Here is a 16805-nt window from a genome sequence, read left to right on the forward strand (position 1 = left end):
TGCATCTGCAGGCCTTTTTACGCTGACAGCTATCAAAAATTACTTTGAGCAAGCCTGCAACGCTCTGGGCAGCAGGTTCTTGCCCACCAGCAGCGCCACATCGTTCCTGAAGCTGGCTGTGGCCTTGGGCAGGCGCAGCGCATAGGTGGTCACTTCGGGGCGCTCCTGCACCACACGCGCGGTGCGCACGCCCTGGCGCGCAAAGCTGGCCAGTTGGCGCTGTGCCGCTTCTTCTGTAGAGAAGCGACCCAGCGACAGGCCTGGCTCCAGACTGCCGCCTGCGCGGTCAAAGTCGATGTTCATCAGGCGCAGTTCACCGCGTTTGCGGTCCAGAAACTCGGCATCGGGGAACTTGCCCATGTAGACCATCCAGCGGCCGTTCTGGTGACTGGGCACCAGCTCCCACTCGCCCTTGGCTTTGCTGGCCAGCGCGCGGCGAATGCTGTCGGCCTGACCTTCTTCAATATTGCCGGCCTGATAGCAGGTCTCGGGCTCCTTCGCCGCCTTGGCTTCCTTCAGCTCTTTCGCTTCTTTAGCCTCTTTGGCTTGCTTGGCCTCCTTGGCCGCTAAAGCAGCAGCCTCTGTCTTGCCGTCTTTGGCCTCGGGTTTGGCTTCTTGCTCGGGCTCTGGCTTGGGGGCAGGTGCGCTGTCGTCCACCACAGGCGGCTCAGCTTCTTGAGGTGCAGACTCGGAAGGCTCGCTGCTCTTGTCCTGCGGGGCATCCTGCTTTGGCAGCACCAGCGCATCGGGCTTGATCTGCTCTTGCGCACGCTGCGGCTCGGACTGCACTTCCGGAGCCAGCCCCATGCTGGCCAGATAGCCGTGGCTCCACATGTAGTAGCCCGCGTTACCCAGCAGCAGCAGCAAGAAAATGATTCTCAGCATAAAACTCCCTCGAATGCCGTCTTAATTTTGCAGCGGACTGCTAGCCGGGCGCACGCTGATTTCAGAACTGGTCACCGCCTGCAGGCCCGTGGCTGTGCGCACCATGAAGCCGCCATCCGCCGCCACACCTTCGGCCATGCCGCTGGTGCCGTCGCTCAGATTCACCTCTCGGCCTGCCAGCAGGTCGCGCTGGGCAAAGCGGCGCAGCAAGGGCGCAAAGCCGTGCTGGGCAAAGGCCTGCACCTCAGCCACCAGCGCCGGCAGTATGCAGGCCAGTGCTGTGGGGGCGTCCAGCGCCATATCCAGCTCCTGCAAACAAGCCGGGGCCGTGCGCATGCCGTCGCCGGGGCGCGAGCGCACATTGATGCCAATGCCAATCACCACATAGCGCGGCGCACTCATATCGTGCTGGTGGGTGCCGACAAAACTGGCGGTCTCGATCAGAATGCCGGCCAGCTTGCGGTCGCCTTCCAACCACAGATCGTTAGGCCATTTGATGCCGATCTTGGGCGCACGCCCTGCTGCGGGCAGGCGGGGCTGCAGGCTCTCGGCCACGCTCACACCCACAGCCAGCGACAGGCCCGACCAATCCTTGGGTGCCAGCGGCAAACCCAGAGAGAACATCAGCGAATCGCCCACGCCACTGACCCAATTGCGCCCCAGCCGTCCACGGCCTTGCGTTTGCTGCTCTGCAATCAGGAGTGCCGGATCGGTCAATCCATCACGCGCACGGCGCATGAGTTCAGTGTTGGAGGAATCGATGCTGGGCAGCACCTCGACCGTAAAGCCCGGTAACTGCGGTGCAATCGCTTCCCACAAAGCTTCGGCATTCCAGTGAATCGGCTGAGTCATTTCTTCTATCCAAATCTAAAAACTGGCGCACCCTACGTAAGGGATGCCGAGCAAGAGCCGCCTCGCGGCGAAGGCATCGTCCCCCTCCCGAAGAGAGAGGGGGAAGGCGCAAGGCGCCTCAGGGGGAGTTACTTCCCCTCCGGCATCGGCGGTCTCCAGCCCCGCTTGGGGGCCAGCATGGTGCCCCGGCAGTCGGCTGCACCGCAATAGCAGGCGTATTCGGCCTTGAGCTTGGCGGTGTAACGCTCTTCCACCATCAGGCCGTAGTCGTAGTTCAGCTCCTCGCCCACCGTAATATTGCGCAGCGCCACGATGTAGACACGGCCATCCATCTCGTCGGTATAGCAATTGGGCGCGCAGCTGTGGTTGATCCAGCGTGCGGAATTGCCCTTGTGCGTGGCGTCAATCACACGTTCATCATCGACCTGAAAATAAAAGGTGTGATTGGGCTGGCTGGGGTCATGCGGGTGGCGGTCCTGGGCCTGCTGCCAGTCAATGACCTCTCCCACATACTCAATAATGGTTTCGCCCTCCGCAATATCCTGCACGGCGAAAACGCCTTTGCCGTGCACGCCGGAGCGTCTGGCCTGTATACGGCGGCCTGTTGATGGTGCCAAGGATGTGCGGGGCATGTTTTCTCTGATACTTTGAATATGCACACATGTGCGCGTACGCGCGCGTGAGAAGCGAATTGTATGAGCCTGAGCACATGTTCAGACTCAGGTGGTTAATGACGACGAGAACACACAATGAATAAAACCCTGGTGATTGCAGAAAAGCCTTCTGTCGCACAGGACATCGTCCGTGCGCTGACCCCTGTGGCAGGCAAGTTCGAGAAACACGATGACTATTTCGAATCCGACAACTATGTGGTGACCAGCGCGGTCGGCCACCTGGTTGAGATTCAGGCGCCCGAGGAATTTGACGTCAAGCGCGGCAAATGGAGTTTTGCCAATCTGCCGGTCATTCCCCCGCGCTTTGACTTGAAGCCTGTGGACAAGACCAAGACCCGCCTGAACGCCGTGGTCAAGCAGGCCAAGCGCAAAGACGTCACCCAGCTCATCAACGCCTGTGACGCGGGCCGCGAAGGTGAGCTGATCTTCCGCCTGATCGAGCAATACGCCGGTGGTGCCAAAGGCAGCCTGGGCAAGCCCGTACAGCGCCTGTGGCTGCAGTCGATGACGCCTCAAGCCATTCGTGACGGCTTCAACAACCTGCGCAGCGATGCACAGATGCAGGGCCTGGCCAGCGCCGCGCGCAGCCGCTCTGAAGCCGACTGGCTGGTGGGCATCAATGGCACGCGTGCCATGACGGCCTTCAACTCGCGTGATGGCGGCTTCTTCCTGACCACCGTGGGTCGCGTGCAGACGCCAACGCTGTCGCTGGTTGTGGAGCGCGAAGAAAAAATCCGCAAGTTCGTCAGCCGCGACTATTGGGAAGTGCACGGCACGTTCAACGCGCAGGCCGGCTCCTACCTGGGCAAGTGGTTCAACCCGCAGTGGAAGAAGAGCGACGACGCTGAAAGCCGTGCCGACCGCCTGTGGAACAAGGCCGAGGCCGATGCCATCTCCGCCGCCGTGCAGGGCAAGCCCGCAACAGTGACAGAAGAAAGCAAGCCCACATCGCAAGCCTCGCCTCTGCTGTTCGACCTGACCAGCCTGCAGCGCGAGGCCAACGGCAAGTTCGGCTTCTCGGCCAAGACCACGCTAGCACTGGCCCAGAGCCTGTATGAGCGCCACAAGGCCCTGACCTACCCACGTACCGATTCGCGCGCCCTGCCCGAAGACTATCTGCCGGTCGCAAAGCAGACCTTCGACATGCTGGCTACCAGCGGCATGCGCCATCTGGCTCCGTTTGCCCAGCAGGCCATCAACGACAACTACATCCGCCCTACCAAGCGCGTGTTTGACAACAGCAAGGTGTCGGATCACTTTGCCATCATCCCCACGCTACAAGCTCCCTCGGGCCTGTCTGAGGCCGAACAGAAGCTGTACGACCTGGTCGTGCGCCGCTTCATGGCCGTGTTCTTCCCCAGCGCTGAATACCAGGTCACCACCCGCATCAGCAAGGTGCAGCAGCACTCCTTCAAGACCGAAGGCAAAGTGCTGGTCAAGCCGGGCTGGCTGGCCATTTACGGCAAGGAAGCCGCAGCTGAAGTCGAAGACGCAAAGGAAGGCGACAAGGGCCAGCCCCTGGTGGCCGTGCAACCGGGCGAACAGCCCCGCACCGACCACGCCGATGTGAAGGCCCTGAAGACCAAGCCCCCTGCCCGCTACTCTGAAGCGACTCTGCTGGGTGCCATGGAAAGCGCCGGCAAGCAGATCGACGACGAAGAGCTGCGCAGCGCCATGCAAGAAAAGGGTCTGGGTACGCCAGCCACGCGCGCATCCATCATCGAAGGCCTGATTACTGAAAAGTACATGCTGCGCGAAGGTCGCGAGATGATCCCCACGGCCAAGGCCTTCCAGCTGATGACACTGCTGCGCGGCCTGGAAGTGGAAGAGCTGTGCCGCGCCGACCTGACCGGCGAGTGGGAATACAAGCTGTCGCAGATGGAAAAGGGCGAGCTGTCGCGTGAAGCCTTCATGCAGCAGATCAAGGCCATGACCGAGAAACTGGTCAAAAAGGCCAAGGAATACGACCGCGACACCATCCCCGGTGACTACGCCACGCTGGCCACGCCCTGCCCCAACTGCGGCGGCGTGGTCAAGGAAAACTACCGCCGCTACGCCTGCACGGGTGCCACAGGTGCCAGCGAGGGCTGCGGCTTCTCGTTCACCAAGTCGCCTGCGGGCCGTACGTTTGAAACCGCCGAGGCAGAGCAACTGCTGCGCGAGCGCCGCATCGGCCCGCTGGAAGGCTTCCGCTCCAAGGCGGGCTGGCCCTTCACGGCAGAAGTGGCCATCGTGCACGACGAAGAAGCCAAGAACTACAAGCTGGAATTCGACTTCGGCGACGACAAGGACTCCGAGGACACCGGCGAGATCGTGGACTTTGCCAGCCAGCAGTCCCTGGGCCCCTGCCCCAAGTGCGGCTCGCCCGTGTTTGAGCATGGCGCCAACTACGTCTGCTCCAAGGCCGTGCCTACGCTGGATCAGGCCACGCCTAGCTGTGACTTCAAGAGCGGCCAGATCATCCTGCAGCAGCCCATTGAGCGCGAGCAGATGACCAAGCTGCTGCAGACCGGCAAGACCGATCTGCTGGAGAAATTTGTCTCCAACCGCACACGCCGCAACTTCAAGGCCTTCCTGGCCTGGGATGGTGCTGCTGGCAAGGTGAACTTCGAGTTCGAGCAGCGCGAGAGCAAGTACCCTGCACGCAAGACGGCTGGTGCAACTGCTACAAAAACAACAGCTGCGGCCGCAAAGAAGACGGGCGCTGCAGCCAAAAAAGTCGCGACAAAAACCGCCACTAAAACGGCGGCAGCCAAGACCCCTGCGGTCAAAAAGCCCCGCACCGTCAGCGCCACGCTGCAGCCCAGCGCTGACCTGGCAGCCGTGATTGGCGATGCAGCCACTTCGCGCCCCGAAGTCATCAAAAAGCTGTGGGATTACATCAAGGCCAACAGCCTGCAAGACGCCAAGGACAAGCGCGTCATCAATGCCGACGCCAAGCTCAAGCCGGTGTTTGGCAAGGATCAGGTCAATATGTTTGAGCTGGCTGGCATCGTGGGCAAGCACGTGAGCTGATCACCGCTGGCACCCGCAAAAAAGCCCGTGCAGCTTCTAGCTGCATGGGCTTTTTTATGGATCATGCGCAGTCGAAATGCGCAAAGTCTGGGGTGGTCATGACTTCGCGGAAATGCGCATAACTCCAGGGCCAGGTGGCAGGAATACCCTGGGCATCCAGATACCAGCTGCTGCAGCCCGATGCCCAGACCGTGTTTCTGGCGGCCTCTATGCGCGAGACCTCGTAGTCATCCATGGCAGTCTGCCCGACGCTGATTTGCTGATAGCGCCCCTCTCGCAATGGCTCCAGCAGCTGGGCGATGTAGTTCCACTGTGCTTCGGCCACATCAATGAGCGAGAAATTTCCGACCGGCCCGGAAGGGCCGTTGAGCATGAAGAAGTTCGGGAAACCGGGAACCGACATGGCCAGATAGGCAAAAGACCGCTCAGCCCATACCTCGTTGAGCACCCGGCCATTGCTGCCCACCACATTCATATCACGCACAAATCGATCTGCGTGAAAGCCTGTGGCCAGCACCAGCACATCCAGTTCATGCAGCACACCGTCGCGGGTGCGAATACCACAGAACTCCACGCACTCGATGCCATCGTTGACCAAGGCCACCTGTGGGTGCTGTATGGCCTGGTAGTAGTCCGGCGAAACAATCAGCCGCTTGCAGGCCGCGCGGTACTGGGGTCTGAGCTTTTCACGCAGCACGGGGTCTGTGATGCTGCGCTCCAGGTTCTCTTCCACGGCCGCCTGCAGATGGGCCAGCTCGGGGGAGTTGGCATCAATCACCGCCCGCGTGAAATGATCCACGATCGCCAGGTAAGACTCGCTGGCCTGGGCTTGTTTGAGCAGCTCTGGATCATCCCGCAACGCCTGTTTCTGCGCTTCCGTGAAAGCAGGGTTTTCCACCGGAAGAATCCACTGCGCAGTGCGCTGAAAGTGGGTGAGCTTGGCCGCACGCCCGGCCAGCGCCGAGATCAGCTGAGCCCCCGTCGAGCCATTGCCAATCACGCCTATGCGCTTGCCATCCAGCGCCGCACCGTGGTCCCAGCGCGCGCTGTGAAAGCAGTCACCCTCAAACTTCTGCAGCCCCTGCAGCTGCGGGTACTTGGGGTGGTGCAGCACACCAGCAGCCGCAATGACCACATCGGCCTCTTCAAACCCACAATCACGCGTGCCCAGCCGCCATGCATCACCCAGCCATTCACAGGCCGTCACTTCCTTGTTGAAGTGAATGCAGGAGGCAAGATCGTGCTGCTTCACCATGTGCTCGAAATAGGCCTGAATTTCCGGGCCGGGGGCCATATGCCGGCTCCATTCCGCATTGGGTGCAAACGAGTAGGTGTAGGCGTGTGCCGGCACATCACAGCTAAGCCCCGGATAGCTGTTGTCACGCCAGGTACCGCCTATGCGGCCCGCTTTTTCATAGATGGCTACATGTTGGTAGCCCGATTGGCGCAGCTTGATGGCCGCCAGAATTCCAGACATGCCAGCACCGATGATGACTACGCGCAGTTGGCGGTTGTGTTTCTCCGTCCCTGTCATTTCACGCGCCTCCAGATCAGATAGGAAATGCTGTTCGCAATGGGTAGCTTGTTGTACAAGGTCAGCTGGTCACCATCGATCTGGTAAATACGCGGCTGCTGCACGCCATTCCAGTTGGGAAAAGAGGAGACCTCGATGTGATGGATCACCGTGCTGTCTGCCTCCTGCACTTCGTAACGCCCTGCGTAGCCGGAAAAAAGATCAGAGACCGAGGCTTTTTCTTCCTGACTGGCCTCTCTGGCAATGCCCGACGCAAAAGGCTTGCGACCCGCCCATTGCATGTTCACGCTCATCATCCCGTCGCTGCCGTAGATCAGATAACCCTCGGGGTTCTGACCAAACGTCGCATGGCTGCTGCCATCGGTCATTCGGGTTTCGACAGAGAGCAACTTCCAGGAACCCACCAGCGCAGCAGCACTGCCTGCAGCCGCAGCCTGACGGCCCTGAGCCACTTTCTGCGGCTGCGCTTGCGCTGATATCAGGCCACTCGCCATAAGACTGAGCAACGCCCTTGATGGCCAGCTGCCCAGCCCTGTTTTCCATGTCTGAATCATCATTGCTGCGCTCCTTCAATTTCTGTGTACCTGCCGCCTTGCTGCGGTGACTCACAAAAACTATAGAGACAGTCAAAGAAAATTGCGTACACCGTATGGTGTATGAAATCAGTTCGTGAAAGCGCTACTGCCGAGTATGTTGCGCACCAGTTGCACCTGCCCAGAACAGCCGGTGCGGGCATAGATTTTTTTGGTCTGCGTACGCACAGTGTGCTCGCTGACACCCAGCACCTCCGCCGCTGAACGCAGGCTGTGGCCATAGACCAGCAGCAAGGCCAGCTCAGCCTCAGCAGCAGAAAGCCCAAAGACCTGCGCAATGGCAGTCGAAGAGCCGCCGTCAGCCTGACCTCCCGCACCGATCAGCAACCTGATTTTGGGCGACGCCGTTTTGAGCAATGGCATCTCCGGCAACAACTGCACCGCGATGCTGCGACCATCTCGCGCACCTGCTCCTAGGCCAATATGCCCCAGCGTGCGTGGCTGGTTTTTGGAAAGCGACAAAGCCTTCAGGCCCTGTGCGATCAACATTTGCAACTGACTGTTAGCGTCCACTTCCTGCACAGAAATTCGACTCTCATGGGTTTTGATGAAAGGCATGCGCGCCAGCACTTTCAGGTTCTGCGCCAGGGGCAGCAGATAGCCCTGGCCATCCAACAGCAGACTTTGCAAGCCGCCTCCCGTCCATTGCAGGCCCTGCAGCTGCGCCAGAACCAGCGCCTGATAACTGCGCAACGCCTGCTGCAGATGCGGCAGCATGGCGCGGCACTGCGCCAGGTCGGTGGCGGTGAAATTGCCCTGCTCCTTGCTGCGCCCGCACAGCAAAGAAGCCAGCCCCCTTCATCGCTACAGATCACGGCCCGCATGCCGTGCAGCGCGCCATGCTCATGCATGAACTCGCGAAAAAACGGTGTGCTGCGCAATACGTCCAGCGTAATCACCTTGTCCATGGTGGTCACATCGCCCGCCATCATTGGATGGGTATGCCAGGGGTCTTGCCGGAAATACGTCTGGCGATACTGCGCAATATGCCGGGGATCCGTGGCACCGTCATGCAGCCACACCAGAGTCTGGCCCAGCTGGGGAATACGGATGCTCATGCCCAGGTCCAACGCCTTCAATTGCTCGCGATAGCGCTGAAGAAATCCATGCCAGGGATCGGCCTCCAGCGGGCCCGCATAAATGGCCAGAAGCAGTGACTCGTCCAGCCCGTTTTCTATCGCCATGGTGTGCCTGAGCTCAAAACACCCAGCTTAAAGCCAAGTTGCGGCCAAACCGGCCTTCGATGCGTCATCGTGAAAATGAAAGCGCTGGGCTGCAAAGCCTGCAGCGCTTTTTCGTGGCCTGCGCATCTCAGGTAACTCCAAAGACATGCCTTTTTTGCGGCAATCCGCTATAAGCATTGATATGAATGCAAACGATGACCTGATCATGGCCACCGGCCTCGAAGCGCAAGCCCCCCACTTCAGCCGCCCCATTGCCCTGGAGGGCGCATCCAACTTTCGCGACCTGGGTGGCTACCAGGGCCAGGATGGTCGCCACTTGCAGTGGCGCAAGTTGTACCGCTCGGCCCATCTGGCCCATCTGACACAAGATGACCTGAACCAGCTCAAAGCCCTGGGCGTGAGCCGCAGCGCAGACTTTCGCGGCCTGGGGGAAAGCGCACATCTGGCCTACAACTGGCCCCAGCTCAGCCGCCATGCGTTGACCGTGGAGCCCACCGTGGTGCAGCGCGCCCAATCCATGATTGAAAAAGGCCAGGACCTGACGGCAGGCGACACCGTGGAGCTGATGCATGACACCTACCGCAGCTTTGTGAATGTCTATGGCCAGCGCTTTGCCGAGTTCTTCACTCTGCTGCAAAGCAGCGATGCGCCGCTGGTCTTTCACTGCACCGCCGGCAAGGACCGTACCGGCTGGGCCGCCGCCCTGCTGCTCACAGCCCTTGGCGTGGACGAGGAGCAGATCATGGATGACTACCTGCTGACCAATCAGCTCTTTCGCCGCCCCCCAGCCTCCATGCTGGGCCAGATATCCGAAGAGGCGCTGGATGCACTGTGGCGCGTACAGCCTTCCTATTTGATGGCGTCGGTCGATACCGTTCGCAACCAGTACGACAGCCTGGACAGCTATCTGACCCAGGCTCTGGGTGTGGACCGCGCGGCCCGGGAGCGGTTGGCCGATCTTTACCTCTCCGAGTAATCAAAAAGCATAGCTGCAAGCGCTTGATATTCAAGCGCTACAGGCATATTTCGCGCATAACCGCCTCTGACCAGCGGGCATCCGCCACGCGCTACCATGAAGCATGGCCCGCGCTGCTTGCGGGCAAGGAGTGGACTATGCGCAAATGGCTAACTCTGGCTGCAACCGTCGCAGCGATGGCGCTGAGCGCCTGCTCGGGCACCATGCCAAGCTCTTCCAGCAGCTCTGGCAGCACCAGCGGCGTAGAGGTGTTTGGCACCATTGATGCCGGCGTCACCCGCACCTGGTAAACCAGCCCAGATGCAAAAAGCCCGCAGCACTAAGGTGCTGCGGGCTTTTTTGTTGAGAGCGCTTAGCGGCTCACATTCGCATCGGCGACGGTCAGCGCCGTCATGTTCACAATGCGGCGCACCGTGGTGCTGGGGGTCAGCACGTGCACTGGCTGGGCGGCACCCAGCAGAACCGGGCCAACCGCAATGCCGCCGCCAGCTGCCTGCTTGAGCAGGTTGTAGCTAATGTTGGCTGCATCAATATTGGGCAGCACCAGCAGGTTGGCATCACCCAGCAGCGTGCTGTTGGGCATGAGCTTGGCGCGGGCCTTGCCGTCCAGAGCCACATCGCCGTGCATCTCGCCATCAACTTCCAGCCACGGGGCCTGCTCGCGTAACAGCTCCAGAGTCTGGCGCATCTTGACGGCGCTAGGCTGGTTGCTGGAACCAAAGTTGGAATGGCTCAGCAGCGCGGCCTTGGGCTTGATGCCAAAGCGCATCATTTCCTCGGCAGCCATGATGGTGATCTCGGCCAGCTGCTCGGCAGTCGGATCGTAGTTGACATGGGTGTCGACCAAGAAGACCTGACGCTCAGGCAGCAGCAGACCGTTCATGCAGGCATAGGTGGTCACGCCGCTGCGCTTGCCGATGACCTGATCGATGTAGTTCAGGTGCACATTGGTGTTGTTCCAGGTGCCGCAGATCAGGCCGTCGACCTCGCCCTTGTGCAGCAGCATGGAGCCGATCAACGTCAGGCGGCGGCGCATTTCGATCTTGGCAATGGGCTCGGTGATGCCCTTGCGCTCCGTCATGCGGTGGTAGGTCTTCCAGAAGTCGCGGTAGCGCTCGTCATGCTCGACGTTGACCACGTCGTAGTCCTGACCTTCCTTCAGGCGCAGGCCAAACTTCTCGATGCGCTGGGCAATGATGCTGGGGCGACCAATCAAGGTGGGACGTGCAATGCGCTCGTCCACCACGATCTGGGCGGCACGCAGGATGCGCTCTTCTTCGCCTTCCGCATAGGCCACGCGCTTCTTGGCGGCTTTCTTGGCGGCCATGACGATGGGCTTCATCATGGTGCCCGATGCGTAGACGAAAGTCTTCAGGTGCTCGCGGTAAGCGTCCATGTCCTCGATGGGGCGCTTGGCCACACCGGCTTCTGCAGCAGCCTTGGCCACGGCAGGAGCCACGATCAGCATCAGGCGCGGATCGAAAGGCTTGGGAATCAGGTACTCAGGGCCGAAGCTCAGGGCTTCACCCACATAGGCGGCGGCCACTTCTTCGGACTGCTCGGCCTGCGCCAGATCAGCGATGGCATACACGCAGGCGATTTCCATCGAGGTGGTGATGGTGGTCGCACCGCAATCAAGCGCGCCGCGGAAGATATAGGGGAAGCACAGGACGTTGTTAACCTGGTTAGGGTAGTCCGTACGGCCGGTGGCGATGATGGCATCGTCACGCACCGCCTTCACATCTTCGGGAGTGATTTCGGGGTTGGGGTTGGCCAGCGCAAAGATGATGGGCTTGGCGGCCATCTTCTTGACCATGTCCTGCTTGAGCACATTGCCAGCCGACAGACCCAGGAAGGCGTCAGCGCCTTCAATCACTTCACCCAGCGTACGCAGCTCGGTCTTCTGGGCAAACAGCGCCTTGTCCGGATCCATCAGCTCGGTACGGCCTTCGTAGACCACGCCGGCGATGTCGGTCACAAACACGTTTTCGCGCTTCAGGCCCACTTCCAGCAGCAGATTCAGGCAGGCCAGAGCCGCAGCGCCAGCGCCCGAAGACACCAGCTTGATCTCTTCAATCTTCTTGCCCGCAACCTTCAGCGCGTTGACCATGGCAGCCGCCACGGTGATGGCTGTGCCATGCTGGTCGTCGTGGAAGACGGGAATGTTCATGCGCTTGCGCAGCTCGCGCTCGACATAGAAGCACTCAGGCGCCTTGATGTCTTCGAGGTTGATGGCGCCAAAGGTAGGCTCCAGCGCGGCAATGACTTCAACCAGCTTCTGCGGGTCTTTTTCATCGATTTCGATATCGAACACATCGACGCCGGCGAACTTCTTGAACAGAACGCCCTTGCCTTCCATCACCGGCTTGGAAGCCAGAGCGCCAATGTCGCCCAGACCCAGCACAGCCGTGCCGTTAGAGATCACGCCCACCAGATTGCCGCGGCTGGTGTACTTGTAGGCCGCAGCGGGGTCCTTGACGATTTCTTCGCAAGGTGCAGCCACGCCGGGTGAGTAAGCCAGTGCCAGATCATGCTGGTTGGCCATGGGCTTGGTCGCCGTGATGGCCACTTTGCCGGGCTTGGGGAACTCGTGATACTCCAATGCGGCCTGACGCAGCAGAGCACGTTTATCAATCGAGGTAATGGGCTTGGTTTCGGACATCAGCGGTCTCCAGCTCGCAAAGTAAGTCATCCGCAGTAAGGACTCTCTATGGGTGCACTACCCGGCCCCTGTGCTCTTGCGGACGATGAAATCGGATTTTGGATTGTAGGCCGAGCGCTATCAAAAAAAGAGGGGTTGCAGCTCGGCGTTTAAGGTCAAACAGCCATGACTGTTCAATAACAATGCAAACGAAATCATAGCATTATGCAAATAATGCATGACTCGCAAGGATATGATCCTTGCTGACCTTTATTTCCCTGCATCTCTGAAAGCTACCGCCCATGCTGCCCCGCCACAACGACCCGATTGCCGCCATTGCCACCGCCCCAGGGCGCGGAGCCGTGGGCATTGTGCGGGTCTCCGGCAAAGGCATTGGAGCATTGGTGCGGACGCTGTGCGGCAAGGATCTGAAACCGCGTGAAGCGACCTATCTGCCCATCAAGGATGCAGCAGGCTCACCCATTGATCACGGTCTGGCAATCTACTTCCATGGCCCGCACAGCTATACCGGCGAAGACGTGCTGGAGCTGCAGGCCCACGGTGGTCCTGTCGTGCTGCAACTGCTGCTGGCACGCTGCCTTGAGGCTGCGCAGACTGCTGATACCGATGGAAAAACCGTGCTGAACGGCCTGCGTCTGGCCCAGCCCGGTGAATTTACCGAGCGCGCTTTTCTCAACGACAAAATCGATCTGGCCCAGGCCGAAGCCATTGCTGACCTGATCGACGCCAGTACCGAGGCCGCTGCGCGCAGCGCCAGCCGCTCGCTGTCAGGCGCTTTCTCACAAGAAATTCATGTGCTGCGCGATGCCCTGGTGCATCTGCGCATGCTGGTGGAGGCCACACTGGACTTCCCCGAAGAAGAAATCGACTTTCTGCAAAAAGCCGATGCCTTTGGCCAGCTCGAACGCCTGCGCGCCCAGGTTGCCGCCGTGCTGGCCCGCGCCCATCAGGGTGCGCTGCTGCGCGAAGGTATCAAGGTGGTGATTGCCGGCCAGCCCAATGCCGGCAAAAGCTCGCTGCTCAATGCCTTGGCAGGGGCAGAGCTGGCCATCGTCACCCCGATTGCTGGCACCACGCGTGACAAGGTGCAGCAAACCATTCAGATTGAGGGCGTGCCCCTGCACGTGATCGACACCGCAGGCCTGCGCGACAGCGACGACGAAGTGGAACGCATTGGCATTGCCCGCGCCTGGGACGAGATTACAGCGGCCGATGCAGTGCTGTTTCTGCATGACCTGACCCGCGTGGAGCAGGCCGACTATGCCGCCGCCGATACCGAGATTGCCGCCACCCTGCAGCAAAAGCTGCCAGCTCTGGTGCCCGTCATCCATGTCTGGAACAAGACCGATATGGCGCAAGCTGATGTGCAGGCCCGCCACACGGCCCAGCTGGCTTCGGATTCGGGCCAGATTGCTCTGTCGGCCCGCACAGGCGATGGTCTCGATGCTTTGCGTAAGCGCCTGCTGGAAGTCGCTGGCTGGCAATCTGCCCCCGAAGGTCTGTATCTGGCCCGCGCCCGCCATGTGGAAGCGCTGCAGTCCGTAGAAGCACATCTGGAGATGGCCGATGAGCAACTGGCCGCACAGGCTGCGCATCTGGATTTGCTGGCCGAGGAACTGCGCCTGGCCCAGATTTCGCTGAACTCCATTACCGGCGAATTCAGCTCCGATGATTTGCTGGGTGTGATCTTCTCCAGCTTCTGCATCGGCAAATAAGCGCTCTCTTTCTCCCATCAAGCACCCATAAAAAAACCGCCACCCGAAAGGATGGCGGTTTTTTGTTTCAGCGCTCGGCTTACTTGCCTTCAGCAGCCTTGCCAAACTTGGGCAGGTTGAACTGAGGTGGTACGCCCATGCGCTTGTTGATGATCCACTGCTGGGCGATCGACAAGATGTTGTTCGTCAGCCAGTACAGCACCAGACCCGAGGGGAAGAAGAAGAACATCACGCTGAACATCAGCGGCATGATCCACATCATCTTGGCCTGCATGGGATCAGGAGGAGCGGGGTTCAGAGCCGTCTGCAGCAGCGAGGACAGAGTCATCAGCAGCGGCAGAATGAAGAACGGGTCAGGCATCGACAGATCGTGAATCCAGCCAATCCAAGGCGCGTTGCGAATTTCAACGCTGGATTGCAGCACCCAGTAAAGAGCCATGAACACAGGCATCTGAATGATGATGGGGAAGCAACCACCCATGGGGTTGACCTTCTCCTCGCGGTAGATGCGCATCATCTCCTGCTGCATCTGCTGAGGCTTGTCCTTCAGGCGCTCGCGCATTTCCTGAATCTTGGGGTTGATAGCCTTCATCTTGGCCATCGACGAGTAAGCCTTGGCGTTCAACCAGTAGAAAGCGATCTTCAGCAGCACCACCAGTGCCACGATAGACCAGCCCCAGTTGTTGATGAAGCTATGCAGCTCAGACAGCAACCAGTACAGAGGCTTGGCCAGAATCGTCAGCCAGCCATAGTCCTTGACCAGCTCCAGACCAGGCGACAGCTTTTCCAGCATGGGCTCGATCTGAGGGCCGGAGAACAGGCGCGAGTTCACGCTCTTGGTCTGGCCGGGTTCTACCGTACCCACGGGCGTGATCATGCCCACGGCGTACAGGTTGTCGCCCACCTTGCGCACGAAGTTGTCGCGCTGTGTGCCATCGGCCAGCAACCAGGCGCTCGCGAAGTAGTGCTGCACCATGGCCACATAGCCACTGGTGGAGGACTTATCGACTTCGGCCTTGCCGCTTTCAATGTCCTTGAACTCAACCTTGTGGTATTTCTTGGCTTCGGTGTAAACCGCTGGGCCCGTGAAGGTGGAGTAGAAGCTGGACTCGTGCTCAGGCTTGTTGCCATCGCGCACCAGCTGCATGTACAGCTGGGGGTTCACAGCGGCGGTGCCGGTGTTGACCACATCGTGCTGCACGTCCACAGCGTAAGAGCCGCGCTTGAGTGTGAAGGTCTTGACCAGCTTCACGCCACCCATGTCGGCGGACTCGAAGCGCACTTGCACGCTGTCTTGGCCGTCCTTGAGTTCACGTGCGCCGGGCATCACGGTCATCGGTGTCTTGTGGGTGGGGAAATTGCCACCAATCAGACCCGTCTGGCCCATGTACACGCGCTTGGCGTTCTCTTCAAACACCTGCATGAGCTTTTTCTCATCCACGGTGTCGGAGTACTTGAGCAGCTCGGAATGCTTGATGGTGCCGCCTTCGCTGTCGAAGGTCAGGCTCATCACATCGCTGGTCACGGTCACGTTCTGACGTGGCGTGGCGGGTGCAGCAGGCTGAGCCGCAGCGCCAGCAGCCGCGGCGGTGCCGGGCACATCACCGGCAGAACCGGTGGCTGCCGCCTGAGGCACGCTGACATCAGCGGGCTTGACGTCATCAGCCGCAGGCGCACTGACGGTTTGCGGCGAAGGGAAGAAAGTGGGCTTTTTGCCGTTATGGATTTGCCACTTGTCCCAGAGCAAAACCATGGAAAAGCCAAATATCACCCACAGTATGGTGCGGCGAATATCGTTCATGAAGACTTCTTAGGTGAGGAAGGTTGGGTGGTCGCGGAAGAGTCCGAAGCGTTTTCCAGAAAGGAAAACAGCCTGGGCTTTTGCTGTGGCACGGGATCATGCCCTCCGTCACACCACGGATGACAACGTGCCAGACGGCACAGTGTCAGATAAGAGCCTACAGCAGCGCCGTGTTGCTCCAGCGCTTGAAGGGAATAAGCCGAGCAAGTCGGCTCAAAGCGGCAGGCCGAGCCCAGCCAGGGGCTGAGCAGCAACCTGTAGCCGCGCACCAGGGCCATGAGCAATCGCTGCATCATGGCTGGTGCTCCGCCTGATTTACTATTAAATCAGTAGCTGCTTGCGCTTGATTATCAAGGGCTTGAGGCTTTATTTTCTTAAAACCCGTCTCACCCTCAGTCGCTTGACGCGGCTGCGTCAGGCGGCGTGCGGCCGAGGCAAAAAGCTGCTGCAACTCCTGACGAACGGCTGCACTGAGCAGCTCCGAAGTTGCACTGACGAATTGCTTACGGTCAAACCCCGAACGCAGTCGCACCACATAAGAAGCACGCAACAAAGCCGCCTCGTAATCCGTGGCCACCGCGTAAATCTGGCGTTTGATGGTATGGCGCGTGACCGAGCGTTTCGCCCAGCGCTTGGGCACCATAGCGCCCAGCCAAGCCTGCTCTCGTACGACACCAATGCCAAACAGGGCCTGCGGATCATTCGATCCGGGCCCTGTCTTGGGGTTGGCAACCATCTCCGCCACCTCAGCCACCAGCTCCATACGGTGCAAGGCGAAATGAGGCGTGCGGGCAATCGTGCCCGCTGACATGGTGGCCTGGAATTGCGGACGCGTTTTCAGCCTTTGCATAAGAGAACCTCCAGTCAGAGGCCTTCAGCGCAGCGAAGGTGCAGACCGCTAACCAACTCTGGCC

The 16805-nt window shown here is 60.0% G+C and carries 15 protein-coding genes; 5 read left to right on the forward strand and 10 right to left on the reverse strand.

Features of this window, described 5'->3' with window-relative positions:
- Positions 1-39: 39 nt before the first annotated feature.
- From CLU84_RS19415 to CLU84_RS19425, 3 genes are all read right to left on the reverse strand, one after another.
- Positions 40-885, reverse strand: coding sequence for a sporulation protein (locus CLU84_RS19415; protein WP_099739529.1), 846 nt, complete (start codon positions 883-885; stop codon positions 40-42).
- Positions 886-906: 21 nt separating this feature from the next.
- The gene (locus CLU84_RS19420; RefSeq protein WP_099739531.1) at positions 907-1737 is read right to left on the reverse strand and encodes a biotin--[acetyl-CoA-carboxylase] ligase; all 831 of its coding nucleotides are present in this window, start codon (positions 1735-1737) and stop codon (positions 907-909) included.
- Positions 1738-1865: 128 nt separating this feature from the next.
- Complete coding sequence (locus CLU84_RS19425) at positions 1866-2369, reverse strand: SET domain-containing protein (RefSeq protein WP_099739533.1); 504 nt, start codon at positions 2367-2369, stop codon at positions 1866-1868.
- 117 nt (positions 2370-2486) lie between these two features.
- Here CLU84_RS19425 and CLU84_RS19430 point away from each other — a divergent pair, with 117 nt between their 5' ends.
- The gene (locus CLU84_RS19430) at positions 2487-5426 is read left to right on the forward strand and encodes a DNA topoisomerase III (RefSeq protein ID WP_099739535.1); all 2940 of its coding nucleotides are present in this window, start codon (positions 2487-2489) and stop codon (positions 5424-5426) included.
- Between the two features lie 61 nt (positions 5427-5487).
- On the opposite strand, the gene CLU84_RS19435 is transcribed toward CLU84_RS19430, so the two are convergent.
- The 3 genes from CLU84_RS19435 to CLU84_RS19445 all read right to left on the reverse strand — a co-directional run bounded on the left by CLU84_RS19435 (position 5488) and on the right by CLU84_RS19445 (position 8270).
- The gene (locus CLU84_RS19435) at positions 5488-6960 is read right to left on the reverse strand and encodes an NAD(P)/FAD-dependent oxidoreductase (protein ID WP_099739537.1); all 1473 of its coding nucleotides are present in this window, start codon (positions 6958-6960) and stop codon (positions 5488-5490) included.
- Positions 6957-7517, reverse strand: a complete 561-nt coding sequence (locus CLU84_RS19440) for a lipocalin-like domain-containing protein (protein ID WP_099739539.1) — start codon at positions 7515-7517, stop codon at positions 6957-6959. The genes CLU84_RS19435 and CLU84_RS19440 overlap by 4 nt, the downstream gene beginning before the upstream one ends.
- A gap of 105 nt (positions 7518-7622) precedes the next feature.
- Positions 7623-8270, reverse strand: coding sequence for a LuxR C-terminal-related transcriptional regulator (locus tag CLU84_RS19445; protein WP_158235244.1), 648 nt, complete (start codon positions 8268-8270; stop codon positions 7623-7625).
- Positions 8271-8392: 122 nt separating this feature from the next.
- On the opposite strand from CLU84_RS19445, the gene CLU84_RS19450 reads away from it, so the two are divergent.
- From CLU84_RS19450 to CLU84_RS22260, 3 genes are all read left to right on the forward strand, one after another.
- A complete protein-coding gene (locus tag CLU84_RS19450) occupies positions 8393-8710 on the forward strand; it encodes a hypothetical protein (RefSeq protein ID WP_099739543.1) in 318 nt (105 codons plus the stop codon).
- Between the two features lie 208 nt (positions 8711-8918).
- Entirely contained in the window at positions 8919-9713 is a 795-nt protein-coding gene (locus CLU84_RS19455; protein ID WP_233210313.1) for a tyrosine-protein phosphatase, read from the forward strand.
- Positions 9714-9850: 137 nt separating this feature from the next.
- Positions 9851-10003, forward strand: coding sequence for a hypothetical protein (locus tag CLU84_RS22260; RefSeq protein ID WP_199173829.1), 153 nt, complete (start codon positions 9851-9853; stop codon positions 10001-10003).
- 62 nt (positions 10004-10065) lie between these two features.
- Here the strand turns inward: CLU84_RS22260 and CLU84_RS19465 are convergent, their stop codons facing one another.
- A complete protein-coding gene (locus CLU84_RS19465; protein ID WP_099739547.1) occupies positions 10066-12375 on the reverse strand; it encodes an NADP-dependent malic enzyme in 2310 nt (769 codons plus the stop codon).
- A gap of 281 nt (positions 12376-12656) precedes the next feature.
- Between CLU84_RS19465 and mnmE the strand changes: the two genes are divergently transcribed.
- Entirely contained in the window at positions 12657-14090 is a 1434-nt protein-coding gene (gene mnmE, locus CLU84_RS19470; RefSeq protein WP_099739549.1) for a tRNA uridine-5-carboxymethylaminomethyl(34) synthesis GTPase MnmE, read from the forward strand.
- A 79-nt stretch (positions 14091-14169) separates the two neighbouring features.
- Here the strand turns inward: mnmE and yidC are convergent, their stop codons facing one another.
- From yidC to CLU84_RS19485, 3 genes are read right to left on the reverse strand one after another with little or no spacing between them, the layout of a single operon-like run.
- Positions 14170-15891, reverse strand: coding sequence for a membrane protein insertase YidC (gene yidC, locus CLU84_RS19475; protein ID WP_099739551.1), 1722 nt, complete (start codon positions 15889-15891; stop codon positions 14170-14172).
- Positions 15888-16187 carry a membrane protein insertion efficiency factor YidD gene (yidD, locus tag CLU84_RS19480; protein ID WP_099739553.1) on the reverse strand — a complete coding sequence of 100 codons (300 nt, stop codon included), beginning with the start codon at positions 16185-16187 and terminating at the stop codon, positions 15888-15890. Before yidD ends, yidC begins: the two co-directional genes overlap by 4 nt.
- Complete coding sequence (locus CLU84_RS19485) at positions 16184-16741, reverse strand: ribonuclease P protein component (protein WP_099739554.1); 558 nt, start codon at positions 16739-16741, stop codon at positions 16184-16186. The genes yidD and CLU84_RS19485 overlap by 4 nt, the downstream gene beginning before the upstream one ends.
- Positions 16742-16805: the final 64 nt, after the last annotated feature.

This window comes from Comamonas sp. 26 (genome assembly GCF_002754475.1).
GTDB lineage: Bacteria > Pseudomonadota > Gammaproteobacteria > Burkholderiales > Burkholderiaceae_C > Comamonas.

Excerpts from the sequence above, each read along its gene's own strand:
- CLU84_RS19415 (WP_099739529.1), bottom strand. The coding sequence starts at position 885 with ATGCTGAGAATCATTTTCTTGCTGCTGCTGCTGGGTAACGCGGGCTAC.
- CLU84_RS19420 (WP_099739531.1), bottom strand. The coding sequence starts at position 1,737 with ATGACTCAGCCGATTCACTGGAATGCCGAAGCTTTGTGGGAAGCGATT.
- CLU84_RS19425 (WP_099739533.1), bottom strand. The coding sequence starts at position 2,369 with ATGCCCCGCACATCCTTGGCACCATCAACAGGCCGCCGTATACAGGCC.
- CLU84_RS19430 (WP_099739535.1), top strand. The coding sequence starts at position 2,487 with ATGAATAAAACCCTGGTGATTGCAGAAAAGCCTTCTGTCGCACAGGAC.
- CLU84_RS19435 (WP_099739537.1), bottom strand. The coding sequence starts at position 6,960 with ATGACAGGGACGGAGAAACACAACCGCCAACTGCGCGTAGTCATCATC.
- CLU84_RS19440 (WP_099739539.1), bottom strand. The coding sequence starts at position 7,517 with ATGATGATTCAGACATGGAAAACAGGGCTGGGCAGCTGGCCATCAAGG.
- CLU84_RS19445 (WP_158235244.1), bottom strand. The coding sequence starts at position 8,270 with ATGCTGCCGCATCTGCAGCAGGCGTTGCGCAGTTATCAGGCGCTGGTT.
- CLU84_RS19450 (WP_099739543.1), top strand. The coding sequence starts at position 8,393 with ATGCTCATGCATGAACTCGCGAAAAAACGGTGTGCTGCGCAATACGTC.
- CLU84_RS19455 (WP_233210313.1), top strand. The coding sequence starts at position 8,919 with ATGAATGCAAACGATGACCTGATCATGGCCACCGGCCTCGAAGCGCAA.
- CLU84_RS22260 (WP_199173829.1), top strand. The coding sequence starts at position 9,851 with ATGCGCAAATGGCTAACTCTGGCTGCAACCGTCGCAGCGATGGCGCTG.
- CLU84_RS19465 (WP_099739547.1), bottom strand. The coding sequence starts at position 12,375 with ATGTCCGAAACCAAGCCCATTACCTCGATTGATAAACGTGCTCTGCTG.
- mnmE (WP_099739549.1), top strand. The coding sequence starts at position 12,657 with ATGCTGCCCCGCCACAACGACCCGATTGCCGCCATTGCCACCGCCCCA.
- yidC (WP_099739551.1), bottom strand. The coding sequence starts at position 15,891 with ATGAACGATATTCGCCGCACCATACTGTGGGTGATATTTGGCTTTTCC.
- yidD (WP_099739553.1), bottom strand. The coding sequence starts at position 16,187 with ATGATGCAGCGATTGCTCATGGCCCTGGTGCGCGGCTACAGGTTGCTG.
- CLU84_RS19485 (WP_099739554.1), bottom strand. The coding sequence starts at position 16,741 with ATGCAAAGGCTGAAAACGCGTCCGCAATTCCAGGCCACCATGTCAGCG.